Source organism: Streptosporangium nondiastaticum (assembly GCF_003011965.1).
Classification (GTDB): domain Bacteria; phylum Actinomycetota; class Actinomycetes; order Streptomycetales; family Streptomycetaceae; genus Streptomyces; species Streptomyces nondiastaticus.
The window spans coordinates 96,812-110,892 of the sequence record NZ_PXWG01000001.1; the positions used below are offsets into that span (position 1 = coordinate 96,812).

General features: G+C 71.3%; 10 protein-coding genes. 2 read left to right on the forward strand and 8 right to left on the reverse strand.

The annotated features are described in order from the left end of the window. Positions 1-123: 123 nt before the first annotated feature. From B7P34_RS39585 to B7P34_RS00485, 8 genes are all read right to left on the reverse strand, one after another. The gene (locus B7P34_RS39585) at positions 124-486 is read right to left on the reverse strand and encodes a dihydrofolate reductase family protein (protein WP_353620219.1); all 363 of its coding nucleotides are present in this window, start codon (positions 484-486) and stop codon (positions 124-126) included. Between the two features lie 36 nt (positions 487-522). Next, the gene (locus B7P34_RS39590; RefSeq protein WP_353620220.1) at positions 523-699 is read right to left on the reverse strand and encodes a dihydrofolate reductase family protein; all 177 of its coding nucleotides are present in this window, start codon (positions 697-699) and stop codon (positions 523-525) included. Between the two features lie 64 nt (positions 700-763). Further along, the gene (locus B7P34_RS00460) at positions 764-1,279 is read right to left on the reverse strand and encodes an AAA family ATPase (protein WP_106673725.1); all 516 of its coding nucleotides are present in this window, start codon (positions 1,277-1,279) and stop codon (positions 764-766) included. A 175-nt stretch (positions 1,280-1,454) separates the two neighbouring features. After that, complete coding sequence (locus tag B7P34_RS00465; protein ID WP_106673726.1) at positions 1,455-2,507, reverse strand: LLM class flavin-dependent oxidoreductase; 1,053 nt, start codon at positions 2,505-2,507, stop codon at positions 1,455-1,457. A 146-nt stretch (positions 2,508-2,653) separates the two neighbouring features. Then, positions 2,654-4,939 (reverse strand): MMPL family transporter, encoded by a 2,286-nt coding sequence (locus B7P34_RS00470; protein WP_106673727.1) that lies wholly within the window; start codon positions 4,937-4,939, stop codon positions 2,654-2,656. A gap of 16 nt (positions 4,940-4,955) precedes the next feature. Next, on the reverse strand, positions 4,956-6,275 hold the full coding sequence (locus B7P34_RS00475) for an FAD-dependent oxidoreductase (protein WP_106673728.1): 1,320 nt from the start codon (positions 6,273-6,275) through the stop codon (positions 4,956-4,958). Between the two features lie 6 nt (positions 6,276-6,281). Beyond that, positions 6,282-7,649: a cytochrome P450 gene (locus B7P34_RS00480; protein ID WP_106673729.1), complete on the reverse strand. Its 1,368-nt coding sequence runs from the start codon at positions 7,647-7,649 to the stop codon at positions 6,282-6,284. Then, positions 7,646-9,799, reverse strand: a complete 2,154-nt coding sequence (locus tag B7P34_RS00485) for a prenyltransferase/squalene oxidase repeat-containing protein (protein ID WP_106673730.1) — start codon at positions 9,797-9,799, stop codon at positions 7,646-7,648. Before B7P34_RS00485 ends, B7P34_RS00480 begins: the two co-directional genes overlap by 4 nt. A gap of 364 nt (positions 9,800-10,163) precedes the next feature. Between B7P34_RS00485 and B7P34_RS00490 the strand changes: the two genes are divergently transcribed. After that, positions 10,164-12,746, forward strand: coding sequence for a cytochrome P450 (locus tag B7P34_RS00490; RefSeq protein WP_189382280.1), 2,583 nt, complete (start codon positions 10,164-10,166; stop codon positions 12,744-12,746). A gap of 146 nt (positions 12,747-12,892) precedes the next feature. Beyond that, positions 12,893-13,945 carry an aromatic ring-hydroxylating oxygenase subunit alpha gene (locus B7P34_RS00495; RefSeq protein ID WP_106673937.1) on the forward strand — a complete coding sequence of 351 codons (1,053 nt, stop codon included), beginning with the start codon at positions 12,893-12,895 and terminating at the stop codon, positions 13,943-13,945. The last annotated feature ends 136 nt before the right edge of the window (positions 13,946-14,081 follow it).

Here is a 14,081-nt window from a genome sequence, read left to right on the forward strand (position 1 = left end):
GTCGGCGTAAACGCATCGCCGAGCCCGGTGTCGGCGCCCGGCCGGGCACGAGCCCGCAGCAGCGAAGGCGGGAGGGCCCGACGGCGCGTCGTGTCTGCGGAGCAGACCGCGCCTCTGCGGCTACTAAAGCAAGGCTTGGCGGGCCACGCGGTAGCGGAGGTAGAGGACTCCGGAGCTGAAGGTGCGGGTTTCGATGAGTTCGAGATCCACCCGGCGCTCGCGCGGGGGAAAGAACGGAATGCCACCGCCGACCAGCACCGGGTAGACCCTGGCCCGGTACTCGTCGATCAGACCCGACGCGGCCGCCTCGGCGGCGAGCGTCGCGCCGCCGATCGCGATGTCGCCCTTCCCCGGCTCGGCGCGCAACCGCTCGATCTCCTCCACCGGCCCGCCGGAGGCCAGGCGGGCATTGCCCTGCACTGTCGACAACGTGGTGGAGAACACCACCTTCGGGAGCAGCTTCCAGATCCTGGCCCACTCAAGCATCGACGCGTCGAGCGACGGATCCTGGTCGGCGGTCTCTCAGTACAGCATCGTCTCGTACAGCCGTCGCCCCAGCAGGTACACGCCGACCTGCCGGATCTCGTCGGTGACGAAGCGAAAGACCTCCTCGTCGGGTGCCGTCCAGCGGAAGCCACCGTCCGGCCCGCAGATGTAGCCGTCAAGGGAGACGCCCATCGAGTAGGTCACGCTGCGCATCAGAAGTCCTCCTCCGGGAACAGGTCCGCTTCACAGCACGAGCTGCCGGCAGTCGCGGTGTCGATCACGGCGAGGTCGACCGTGGGCCGCCGACCCATGCGGCGAGGTCCGCGGCCGTCCCGGCGGCGGAGCGGCCGCTGGTGGTGAAGCCCCGTTCGACGACGCCGCGGAGCTCGGCCGCGTCAGCGAGCGCGCTCTCGATCTCCGAGGCGTCCCAGCCGCGCGCGGCCAGGCGCGCTCGCCGGTCGGCGTCCTCACAGTCGAGCCGTCCCCAGACGGCCTCCGGCACGCCCTCCGCGCCCGCTGTGCCGTCCTTCCATTCGTCCGGTGTCAAGGGGCACATGACCAGTACGGGTTCGCCGGCGCGTAGCAGCAGGGCGGTGATCTTCACCCACAGCCGGTTGTAGCCGGGCCACACCCGGCTCGCCGACGAGGACCTGACGTCCATGCCCAGGAGCTCGCCGATGGGGTCGATCAGTTCGTCGAAGTCGACGGTGGCGAACGGATACGGCGCAAGGTGTTCGATCAGTGTGGACTTTCCGGCGCCCGGGGCGCCGGTGAGGAGGTGGAGCGTCGGCATGCCGGGCCTTCCTGGTCTCCGGTGGCGTGGGTCCCGTACGTGCCGGTCATCGTATGCCCGCACGTACGGGACCGGTGTTCCGGGCCGCTGTCCCGGGCCGGTGCCGGCTCCCGCTCGCGGGCTCTTCACCGCCCGGTCGAAGCCCCGTCCTTCTCCATGCACGCGCTGCGCGCGCTCAGGCGAGGAGTTCGGCGAGTCGGGCCATCTCGGTGGGTGGGTCGATCACGGGTTGGATGAGGAGCTCGTCGACGCCCGCCTGTTCCAGAGCGGTGATGCGGGTGCGCAGGTCGTCGCGGGTGCCGACGAGGGCCAGGCTGTTCATCAGCGAGGGGAGGACCAGGTCCCGGTCCTGCGGTGCGATGCGTCCGAGGTAGTTGGGGTAGATCTTGGTGTACCGGTCCGGCGCGGTAGCAGTGGTGCCACGCCGGTCGAGGAGTCGTCGCACCGCCTCGCGCTGGTCGGGGCCGAGCCGCCCGGCGAAGGCGGGTGTGTCGGCGGCGAAGTCCAGCAGCGACAGGACGAGGTGACCTGTCGTGTCCCGTACCACGTCGCTGTCAAAGCCCTCGTTGCCACTCAGCACGTGGAGCGCGGTGACCACGTAGGAGTCCGCGGAGGAGCCGGGGTCGCGGAGCGTTGCGTGGGCTGCTTGACGGCTGGCGTCGTGCAGTGCGCGCCAGGCGGCGGGGTCGAGCAGGCCGAAGGAGATGAGGCCGGCGCCGCGGCGGCCGGCGACTCCGGCGGCTCTGGGCCCGAGCGCGGCCACGGCGAACTCGATCGGATCAGTGGTGTTCACGTGCGCCCCGGCGTGCAGGAACCGGATGTCGCGGACCCGGTCTCCTTCGCGGTACTCGGTCGACCGCCCGGCACACAGATCCTGCAGCGCCGTGGTGAAGTCCTCCAGCGCAGCCGCCGTGGTGGGCTGCATGCCCAGAGTGCGCCGAGCGGTGTTTCCGGTGCCGACCCCGCAGATGATCCGGCCCGGCGCCAGGGCATTGAGGCTGGCGAACCCGCTCGCCGCGGCGGGGGCCGAGCGCAGTGCCGGAGAGGTCACGCCGATGCCGAGCCGGATGCGCCGGGTGGCTTTCGCACACAGGCTCAAGGCGACGAAGGGGTCACCGTGGACCATGGGGGTGTCGTTGACCCAGAAGCTGCTCAAGCCCAGCTCCTCGGCCTGCACGGCGAGATCCTCCACACCGGGGTGCGCGGCGACCACGACGCCTGCACGCATCAGACCTCCCACGTACGAGGACCGGATCGGGCTTGCTCATGGTGGCAGGTCTCAGGGCTGAAGCCCATGGCATCGATGCCATCCGACCCGACCATCCGACCCGACCATCCGATCCGCATCGTCCGATCCACATCGTCTGACCCATGTCAGCCGTCCCCGTGGGCCTCAGCCCGCTCATCAGCCGTGCACCGAGTGCCCCGCACTGCCCGCACCTCCCGCGCCCCCGGCAGCCACCAGTTCGCCCGGCCCGCCAGAGTCATCAGGCCGGGGACCAGAGCCCCCCGCACCACTACCGCGTCCACCAGGACGGCCAGAGCCAATCCGACCCCGGTCAGTTTGAGCGGGGTGACCTGAGAGGTCGCGGGGCCGGCCATGGCGGTGGCGAAGACGAGGGACGCTGCCGTGACCAGCCGGCCCGTACGCCTCATTCCCGCGACGACGGCCGAAGTGTTGTCGCCTGAGGCGAGGTACTCCTCCTTGATGCGGGCGACGATGAAGACCTCGTAGTCCACGGACAGGGCGTAGGCGGTCGCCAGCAGGAAGACCGTGCTCGTGTCGATCAGGTACCCGGGGGCGTGGAAGTCACCGAGGACACCCCGCAGGTGCCCGTCCTGGAACACGTGCACGAGACAGCCCAGTGTTGCCGCCAGGCTTGCCGCAGCCACCGCCACGGCCTTGAACGGCACCAGCAAGCTGCGGGTGAACAGCGCCATGAGCACGAACGTCGCGGCCGCAATGAGACCGAAGCACCAGGGCAGGGCACGCCGGATGGCCGACTGGGCGTCCACCGCCTCGGCTGCTTCCCCGGCTACGAGGACATGACCGTGGGCAGGAAGAGTGCGTAGCTGCTTCACCAGCGCCGCCGATTCCGCCGTGCCGGCGGGGAAACGTGAGGTGACGGTCAGCAACGGGCCGCCCGGTGAGTCCTCGTGCGCGTCCGACGGGCCCGGCGCCCCGGTCTTCGCGCCGCCGCGGTACTGACCTGTGAAGGTGCGGACGGCTGCTGTCTGGCGGAGTGCCGAGACGGTGCGGGCGTAGCCGTCGACGTCCTCACGCGGTGTCCCTTTCGGGAGTCCGACGATCAGTCCGCGTTCCGGTGCCGAGGCGAAGTCCTGACGGATCGCCACTCCGGCCGTACGGGTCTTGCTGTGCTGCGGGAGGTCGTCCACGGCGGACGGGCCGAGGGCGACGTGCCATGCGGGAAGGGACATCACGGCCAGCACGCAGGTGGCGACGAGCGCTGCCACGGCGGGCCGCCGGGTGACGGCCAGGGTCGCCCGCCGCACGCCCGGGCTTCCCTCGGGGCCGGAAGCGCCGGAGCTGCGGAGGCGTGCGAACAGGTCCAGCCGGTCGATGCGGTGTCCGAGGAGGGCCAGCAGGGCCGGGATCACGATGACGGAAGCGGCTGCGGAGAAGACCACCACGGCGATGGCGGCCCAGGCGGCCGAGCGCAGGAAGACGAAGGGGAAGAGCAGCAAGGCGGAGAGGGAGGCCAGCACGATGCTCGCCGAGACGACGACCGCACGGCCCGCGGTGCGGACACTTCGGGCGATGGCCTCCTGCAGGGGTGCCCCTGCCATGGATTCCTCGCGGAAGCGAGCGACCATCAGGATGCCGTAGTCGACCGCCAGGCCGAGTCCCAGAGCGGTGGCGATGTTCGAGGCGTAGACCGAGACCTCGGTGAGGGAGGACAGCAGCCGCAGGAAGGCCAGGGTCCCGGCCGTGGAGACCAGTGCACTGACGACCGGCAGCAGCGCCGCGACGAGGGAACGGAAGACGAAAAGGAGGATGAGGGCACACGCCGGCGCGGAGATGAGTTCCGCCCTGAGCAGGTCGGCGCGGTTGTCGTCCAGGAATTCGGCACGGGTCCAGGCCGCTCCGGTGGGCGTGATCGTCACTGGCCCGCGGTGTGCGCCGAGGGCGGTGACCAGCCGTTGGGCGGTCTTGGCCCGGAACGCCTCGTCTCCGGTCAGCTCGGCGGTGACCAGTGCCGCGTGCGTGTCCCGGGAGAGCAGAGCGGAATCGCTCGTGCTCCAGTACGAGGCGACCGTCCCGACGCCCGGCGCGCGCCGGATGTCGCTCTCCACCGTGCGGCCCGCCGCCGTGACTTCTGGTGTGCGTACGTCTGATGCGGCGCGCAGGAGCAGGACCAGGTCCGGGGCGGAGGAGCCGTAGCGTTTCGCGAGCGTGGTGCTGTCCCGGGTGGCGGGGGCTCCTGAGGGGACCGCGCCGGTGATGCTGAGCCGGTCCAGGCCACCTGTGCCGAACAGGCCCAGGGCCACGGTGCCGAGGACGCATGCGGCCAGGGTCAGGCGAGCGCTGTGCCAGGGCCGCCAGCGGGTGACGGCTCGGAGGAGACGCAGGCGGCCCCGGGCCGGACGAGGACCGCCCCGGGCCGCCGCGTCGCCGTGAAAGCTGTGCCGACGGTGCACGGGCGCATCCTCCTCTTCACCAGCCCCAGCTGTGTCCCGGGGGACGGCTCATCCACCGCAGCCAGCTGAGGTAGTCCCCGCACGCACATACGGACGTGCGCCATGTCGTGCGGCACCGGCCTGCCACCAGTTGATCGCGCACGGCGTGACCGGCCACGTGCAGGACGGCGCCCGCCAAGGGGAGGAGGCCGAGTTCTTCCGCGCACAGCAGCCGCATCATGCGTTCGCGTTCGCTGCCGCTGGCGCGCAGGACCGCGTACATGCTGCGGCGCAGGTCCCTGGTGGGCCGGCCCGGGTCGCAGAAGATGCGGTGCATGGCGGCGGCGAGGTGTTCGTGGGCCCGCACCGCCGCCCGGCGGCGCCGGCCGTGGGCGGCGACGTCCTCGGTGCGGGCGAGGCATTCGGCGTCGCGCAGGCCGATGGTCAGTCCGGAGGCGGTCAGCGGGTGGCACGTGCCGACCGCGTCACCGACCAGGGCGTAGGGCCCGCGGCCGTGGAAGGCGCGCAACCGGATCCGGTTGGCCGCCCACTGCACCGCCCTCTGCTCCAGGGCCGCGCACAGGGGCCCGGACAGCGAGGCGGGAAGGAACCGTGCGTAGCCGCGCTGGACGTAGGACGGCAGGTCCGGGGAACGCCGCGATGACAAGGGAACGTCGATGGTGACCCGGATGGTGTCGTCGTCCAGCCGGTAGGCCAGTACGGGGCCGGGGCCGCCCGCGAAGACGTGACCGTATCCCTCTGCGGGGAGGGTGAGGCCGCGCAGCAGTACGCCGGCCGTGCGGGAGACGGTCGTCGCCGGGGCGGTGGTCGTCGCCGGGGTGGTTGTCGCCGGGGCGCCGGAGTGGATCGCGCGTCGCACCAGGGAGGCCTGCCCGTCGCTGCCGACGATGCGCCCGGCCCGTACGTGCTGTTCGGGACCTCCTTCCCGCGTGTAGACGACCGTGGTGTGCCGGATGGAGGTGACGCGCGCCCCCAGCGTGAGGGTGATGGCGGGGTGATCCGCAGCGACCGCCCGCAGAGCGGCGACCAGTTCGCAGTGGCGTACGGTGGCGGCCCGCCCGCCGCGCGGGCAGGCCAGCGTGATCGGCGGACTGCGGTCCTCGGGGTGCAGGACGAAGCCCAGAGCCGGGCGGGAGAGGGGCGCGGGCATGCCGACTCCGAGCCTGTGCAGCACCGCGATTCCGCCGGGGTGGATCCACTCCCCGGCCAGCCGGGTGGGCGGCCGGCGCGAGGCCTCCAGGAGCAGGACGCGCCGGCCGGCGCGGGCGTGGGCGAGCGCGGTGGCGCAGCCGGCCGGGCCCGCACCGATGACGGCGACGTCGCAGGGCGCGGTCATCGGGGTTCATCGATTCCTGCGGCGGTAGCGCACCGTGCACGGCCGGCGGGGCTTGTGCCGCATGGCGGTGACGGCTCCGCGAGCCCGGGCCTCGGCGAGTTCGAGGTCGAAGGCGCGCAGGAGGACGCTCCAGATGATCTTCATCGTCTGCTGGGCGAAGGACATGCCCAGGCAGGGGTGCCGGCCTCCGCTGAAACCGATCAGGGCGTAGGGCGTGGCGCGGTGTTCCCTGCGGTCCGGAAGGTATCGGTCGGGATCAAACGTGCCGGGCTCGCGGAAGACGCCGGGCAGGCGGTGTGATGCTCCCGGCGAGACACACACCAAATGGCCGCGTGGTACACGGTAGCCGTGGATGCACAGGTCGCGTGCGGCGGTGCGGGCGAGCAGCCAGACGGCCGGGTGCAGGCGTTCTGCTTCCAGGAGGCAGTGGTCCAGGCGCTCGAGTTTGTGGAGTGCGGAGAGGGTGGCCGGCGGGTGGTCGGTGAAGGCGGCTTCCTGTTCCGCGCGCAGGACGGGGAGCCACTGGGGGTATTGGAGCAGGAGGATTCCCGTCCAGGCGGCGTGGATCGGGGTGGAGGCCGCGGCGAAGAGCCAGCCGAGCATGAGGGAGGCTGCGGTGTTCTCGTCCAGGGAACGGCCATCCGGTCCCACCGCGCACATGAGGTCTTCGAAATGGCTGTGTTCGCTGCCTTCGGGGCAGTCGTGGGGAGCGATCTGTTTGATGGCCCGGGTGAGGGTCTCGCGAGCGCGGTCGGCTCGGCGGTGCTGGGGCAGGAGGGCTCGGGAGCCGGTCATGAAGGTCGCGAAGGCGGCGGACTCCAGCTGGTTGAGCAGCGTGGGAAGGGCCGGTCCGACCGTACGGGCGAAGCGTGGTCCGATCAGGCAGTGGGCGGTGATGCGCGCGGTCAGGTCACGCATGACCGTCATGAGTTCGAAGGTGCCGCTCGCCTGCCACGGGGTGATGTACCGCTCGACCTGGTCGAACATGGCCTGGGCATGCCGGGCCAGGGCATCTCGTCGGATAAGGGGCAGCAGCAGGGAGTCGTGCCAGGCTTTGACGTCGGCGGGGACGTTGAAGACCACTCCCGGGCCCAGTAGGGGAGTCACGAGCGGTTCGTAGACGGGGCGGCGGTCCGCTTCGGAGTCGTCCAGGCCCAGGACCACGGCATTGGCCTGAGGCCCGCAGAACGACGCCACCCGTCGGCCGGGAAGCGAGAAGGCCACGGCTTCGCCCCGCCTGCTGTGCGCACGCAACAGAAAATCCACGGGGTTCCGGACGAAGGGGATCGCGTGACCGATCAGCGGCAGCCCTCCCTCGACAGCGGGGAGTTCCCGTCCTCCGGGCGGGGACGTGTTCCGGGTTCGGTCGGTCATGGTGTCCCCTCGGGTCCTTCGGGCGCGATCCGTTCGGTGGGGGTGGCGGGGGCTGATGGAGCGACGGCCCGTAGGTAGTGGCCCACGGCCATGGCCGGGAAGTACACCGGGTAGAGGTGGTAGACGAGCATCATCGTGGTGAAGAAGACGCCGTTGACGTGGCCACCGGCCCAGGAGCCGTCCGCCTGCTGGTGGGTGCACAGCCAGCGGACGCCGTTCTCGACGGCGGGGTGCCGGGGCCCGAGCGTGTCCAGCCCGGCCAGGACCGCCCAGGCGGTCATCTCGGGCAGACTTCTGTCCAGGGCGAGGTAACGGTGTTCGAGGCAACTGCGCCAGTCCTCTCCCCAGCCGCCGTCCTTGAGCTGGGTCTCCCGCAGCCAGCGGCCCAGTGCGATCAGCGCGGGGTCGTGGGCCGGGACCCCCGCGGCGCGCAGTCCACGGGCGGCGTGGAAGGCGGCGTAGGTGTAGTTGATGCCCCACGTTCCGCTGAAGGACCCGTCGTGGTGCTGGGACGCGCGGATGTAGGTGACGCCTCGCGCGACGGCCTTTCCGGCGCGGCGGCGCGGGGCCGGGGCCATCAGGGGCAGCATCCGGCCCAGGGCCGTGAGGACGGAGCCGGTGCATTCGACGGAGGACGCGTCGACCATGCACCCGGCGAACATCTCCGTCGGGTTGAGCGCCTCCAGCCAGTCGCCGGCACGCCGGCGGTCGAGGGTGCCGAACCCGCCGTCGCGGTTCTGCCGGTCCAGCATGACCTCCATCGCGCCGTGCAGAGCCCGCCGGTCGAGGTGAGCGTGCGCCGGAACCCGGTGGCTCCCCCCGAGGCCGGTCGCCTCCTGCGCGCGCACCAGGGCGCCCACGGCTTCGGCCGTGCAGTCGCTGACGGGCCAGCGGCTGTGACCGTCGGAGAACGCCCAGCCGTGGCGGACGGTGCGCAGGGGCGGCACATGCCCGGTGTACGTGGTGATCTGTGCACCGCGCAGGAAGGCGTGCGCCCGGTCGACGGCCGGGGCCAGCCGGGGGGCCGGTTCCTGCTCCTCGTACGCGGCGTCTCCCGACAGGAGCGCTTCCACAGCGAAGGAGGTGTCCCACACGATGGACCGGTCCCCGCAGACGCGCAGGCCGCGCTCATCGTCCTCCCAGCACCAGTAGCGCAGGCGGGCGACGGCGTCCTCCAGCAACGGGTGGTGCCGGTCCCGGGCGAACAGCACCAGGCACTCCACCAGCGCGTTCACCGAGGACAGGCCGTGGTGCGGCGAGGCGTGCTGCTCGTCGACGACCGCGCGATGGCAGCGCTCCAGCGCGGCGCGGCGCAGGCGCCGGCTGTGCACCCGCTCCCAGGCGCGCAGGGTCCTTTGCAGGACGCGCAGGGCGCGGCCGCCGGTGACGTACACGTCGGTGCTGTGAACGGGTGGGGAGCCATCGCCCGAGCCGGCACCAGTTCCCGAGTCGGCCCCGGCCCCTGAGCCGGTTCCCGATTCCGGGGCGGTACGGGCTCCCGAGCCGGGGCCGGGAAACAGCTCACGGCGGATGTCGCGGGTGACAGGGCCCGGGTCCGCGCGGAACTTCACCCCGTACAGGTAGGCCATGGCCTGGTAGAGCATCCGCGTCCAGCCCAGCAGCCGTTCGGGGTGCAAGGGCGCCCACCTGGGAAGAAGCATCACCTCAGGGGGAACCGGCGCCACCTGCCGGTAGGGCACCAGGCCCAGGATCGCGAGCCAGAAGAACCCCCATTGCGGAACGGCTCGGACACCGCCCGGCTGTGCGTGGATCCACTGCCGCGCGCCGGCGGCGAGGGGGTCATGCGGACCGGTGCCGAGCAGGCGCAGGGCCACGTAGGCCAGCGTCGTGGCGTAGGCCGACGGCGGTGCCTGCGGGTGCATGCCCCAGCATCCCCCGGCCGTACGGGTCGCCCGGAAGCACTGGAGGATCGCCTGCCGGGTCGGCTCGTCCGGGGGACGTTCCAGGATGTGCAGGACGATGACGTACTGGGAGAGGATCATGGTGCTCCACTCCATCTCGCCCTCCCACGCACCGCTTTCGTGCTGGAGGCCGAGCAGATGCGCGCAGGCGGCCTCATAGGCGCGGTGCGCGCCGGGCACCGGCGCGAAGGCCGTGGAGTCACCGGTGGCGGTGCGGGGTGTCGCCACGTGCCGTCCTCCTGTGTCGGTCTGCCGGTCGAGGAAAGGGGCGATGGCCTCAGTGCGAAAGGGGGAGCGCGGGCGAACACGGAGGATTCTTCCTTCGGCTTCTGATCGATATGCCGTACCAGTGCATCGAGGTCAGAACCCTCCATAAAACCGAAGTCGTATCGTCGGACAATAGGACTCGTTATATAGAGAGGTGCGGGCGAATTCGCACGCCCTTTCCGAGTACCCGTGCGACCCTCGGCACGAGGTTTTGAGTCGACGGGCCGGGAAGCCTTCTGTGGATCCCCATGCGGCGGCGATCGCCGTATTGATGTTGTGGCGCGAACGGCTTTGACGGCGGTAGGGGAGGAGGGCCGTGATTCTGGTGACCGGCGCAAGCGGCCATCTCGGCGCGAACCTGGTGCGGCGTCTGCTGGCCGACGGCCAGGACGTCCGGGCCCTGGTGCGGCCCGGATCGCCTGCCGGGGCACTGGCCGGACTCGCCGTCCACCGGACGGCCGGGGACCTGCGGGATCCGGCAGCGGTCGCGGCCGCCGTCGAAGGCTGTGAGAGCGTCTATCACTGCGCGGCGCGCGTTTCGACGGCGGCTCGCGGACACCGCGAGATCCATGCGGTCAACGTGCTGGGCACGCGCAACGTGCTGGAAGCCGCGCGGCAGCACGGCGTGGGCCGGGTCGTGGTGACCGGGTCGTTCAGCGCGACGGGCCAGGCTCCGGGACGGGCCGGTACGGAGCGCGACCTGCACTACCCCTTCGGGCCCCACACCCCGTACACGCGCAGCAAGGTGCTGGTCGAGCACGAGTGCTGCAAGGCCGCGGCCCAGGGCCTGGAGGTGGTGGTCGCGGTGTCGACGGCGATCATCGGCCCGCACGACTACGTGCCGTCCCGGATGGGGCGTGTGCTGCTCGACTTCGCGCACGGACGGCTGCTTGCCTACATCCCCGGCGGCTTCGAGTTCGTCTCCGTCCAGGATCTCGTCCAGGGCCACCTGCTGGCGATGGCGCGCGGCCTGCCGGGGCACAAGTACTTGCTGTCCACCGAGTTCTGCACGGTCGACCGGATGATGGACCTCTACGCACAGGTCACCGGGCGCCCCAAGCCGCGCCTGCGGATGCCCGCACCGGCCATGGAGACGCTCGCCCGCCTCGCCGAAGGACCGCGGTCGGTGCTGACGCCGCACCGGGAGGCGCGCTTCACTCCGGCGGCCGTTCGCTTCCTGCGCTCCGAGCGGCGGGCCGACTGCACCCTCAGCCGCGAGGTCCTGGGCTACCGCCCCACCAGCATTGCCACCGCCGTCGAGCAGGCCTACCGCTGCTTCGCGGACCGCGGCCTGGTGGAACGGCGCGGGGTGGCGAGTCCCGCGCCCCGCCCCACCGGGCGGCGCGGGCGGGAAGCGGAGCCGGAGCCGGAGGGGGCCGCGATGGCGACCGAACCGACCGAAGCGACCGAAGCGACCGAAGGCATTGAGGCAGGCGTTGAGGCAGGCGTTGAGACGGGCGTTGAGACGGGCGTTGAGACGGGCGTTGAGACGGGCGTTGAGACGGGCAACAGGAAGGCCATCACCGCACCCCGCCTGCCGGCCCGCCACCTGCCGTGGCTGGGCCCGCTGCCGGCGTTCCACCGCGACCCGGTCGCCATGCTGCGCGCCGCACGGGAACGGGTCGGCGACACCTTCGCCTTTCCCCTGCTGGGCCAGGAAGTCGTCTTCGCCTGCGGACCCGGGGCGCATGCCGAGGTGTTCGAAGCGGACGAGGCGATCCTCAGTCAGCGCGAGGCGTATCGCTTCATGGCTCCGGTCTTCGGCCCCGGCATCGGCTTCGACGCCGCCACCCCGGAAGATATGGACGCACAGATCGCCCCCATGCGGTCCGCACTCGGCTCCCGGAACCTCGACGCATACGTCCGTACCATGGAGGCGGAGGTACGGGCCCGGACGGCGCACTGGTCGACGCAGGGCGAGATCGACCTGCTCGCCGAACTCAACCGGATGACCGCGGCCATCGCCACGCGCTGTCTCATTGGCGAGGAGTTCCACCGCCGCATGGGCCCGGAACTGCCCCGGCTCTACCGAGAACTGGAAAGCGGCATCCGGCTCGCGGGCATGCTCAGCCCCAAGGCACCGATCCCCGCCTTCCGGCGCCGCGACCGGGCCCGCGCAGCCATCGCCGAGGCCATCGGCCAGGTCATCGCAGAACGCCGCAGGCGGCCTCCGGGAGACGAAACCGCCGTCCCTCCCGGCTCTTCTGCCGGTGCCACCGGCGGACAGGACATGCTCGCCGTGCTGCTCGCCGCCCGCACCCCGGACGGCGACCCGATGCCCGACCACATCGTGACCGGCATCCTGATCGGCATGATCGTCGCAGGCCAGCACACCAGCGCGGTACTCGCCACATGGACCGGCGTGCTGCTCATGCGCCACCCCGACTACGTACCGCTGCTGCGCGCCGAGCAGGAGGAGACGTGGGCTCCCGGCAGCTCGCTCGGCACCCGGACCCTGCGTCGCATGGAGCTCCTGGACAATTGTGTGCGCGAGGCCGAACGCCTGCACCCACCGCTGATCCTGCTGATGCGCAAGGCGCTGAGCGACACCACGATCCGCGGCCACCACGTGCCGGCCGGCTCGCTGGTCATGATCTCCCCCGCAGTGGCGCACCGCATGCCCGAGGTGTTCGCCCATCCCGATCGCTTCGACCCCTCCCGGTACGGCACCGGGCGCGCCGAGCACCGCCGCCCCTACGCCCTCATCGGCTTCGGCGGGGGCAAGCACCGCTGCATCGGAGTCGCCTTCGCCTACCTGCAGGTCAAGACGGTGTGGAGCGTCCTGCTGCGCGAGGCGGACTTCCGGCCCACCCGGTCCGCCTACCCGCCGGACTACTCGACCTTCGTCCCCGCGCCGGCCGCCCCCTGCACCGTCCGCTACCGCAAGCGCTCCACCACGTCGTCGTGAACGGCGACCCCCGGCGTGCACGGCCTGCGCGCCCGATCCCGCCCCGCCCGATCCCGTCCGGCCAGATCTCGCCCCGCCCGATCCCGTCCCGCCCCCCGGCATTCGCCGAGGCCCGCGGCAAGCGCACCCGGGCGCGGGCAGCCGGCATGGATCCCGACTACTGGTACGCCGTCGCTTACGAGAGCGAACTGCCGCGCGGGGCGACCCTGGCCACCCGCTTCTGGGGCCACCCCCTCGTGGTCTACCGCGGTACGGACGGCAGCCTGCACGCCCTGGAGGACCGCTGCGCGCACAGGCAGCTGAAACTCTCCGGCGGCGAGGTCAACGGCTGCCATCTGACCTGCACTTATCACGGCTGGACCTACGACGGTGGCGGCAACGTCGTGCACTACGCGCACGACCTGTTCGGCCGCGCCCGGCCCGAGGTCAAGGTGCCCGGCTATCCGGTGACCACCCGGCACGGCCTGATCTGGGTCTTCCCCGGTGACCCGGCCCTGGCCGCCGAGCGGACCATCCCGGCCATCCCGGAGCTCTCGGGGAGCAGGCCGTGGGCCCGGCTCGACGCTTCGTTCACCTGGCAGGCCCACCACTCGATGATCATCGACAACGTCAGCGACTTCACCCACAGCTATCTGCACCGCCGCTTCCGCCCCTTCTGGGACGCCAAGCTCACCCGCCACGAGCTGACCGAGGACCGGGTTGAGCTCGCGTACGAGACGTTCGTGGGCGGCGGACGCCTCACCTCCCGCTTCGTCGACCGACGCCGGGTGGACACCACCTCCATCGAGCTGGTCTTCGACTATCCGTACCAGTGCTCCGACACCGGGGGATCGATCAAGCACTGGTGCTTCGTGCTGCCGATGGACCGGCGCACCAGCCGTGTGTTCTTCATCTTCTACTTCGACGCGGTGAAGATCCCCGGCACCCGGTGGACGCTGCCCCGCGTACTGCTGCAGCCCTTCATGCGCATGGCCGGCGCACTCGTCGTCAAGCCATTGCTGTGCGAGGACGGCGAGGCTGTGGAGGCGGAACAACTCGGCTACGAAACCCATTTCACCGCCCCGATCGTCGAACTCAACCCCGCCGTCGGCCTCTTCCAGGACCTCACCATCCGCAAATGGGAGGAATTCCTTGACCGTGACCGATCCCGTCCCCGCCCCTCAAGCATTGCCGCCGCGGACGGACGCATCGTCCCCTAGTCCCGTTCTTTCCGCGATCGCTGATATCCGTGGTCGTGGTCGTGGTCGTGGTCGTGGTCGTGGTCGTGGCCGCGGTTGTGGTTGTGGTCGTGGTGGTGCCGGCCTGTCGCAAACCCTGCACTGCGCCGTTGAGCTG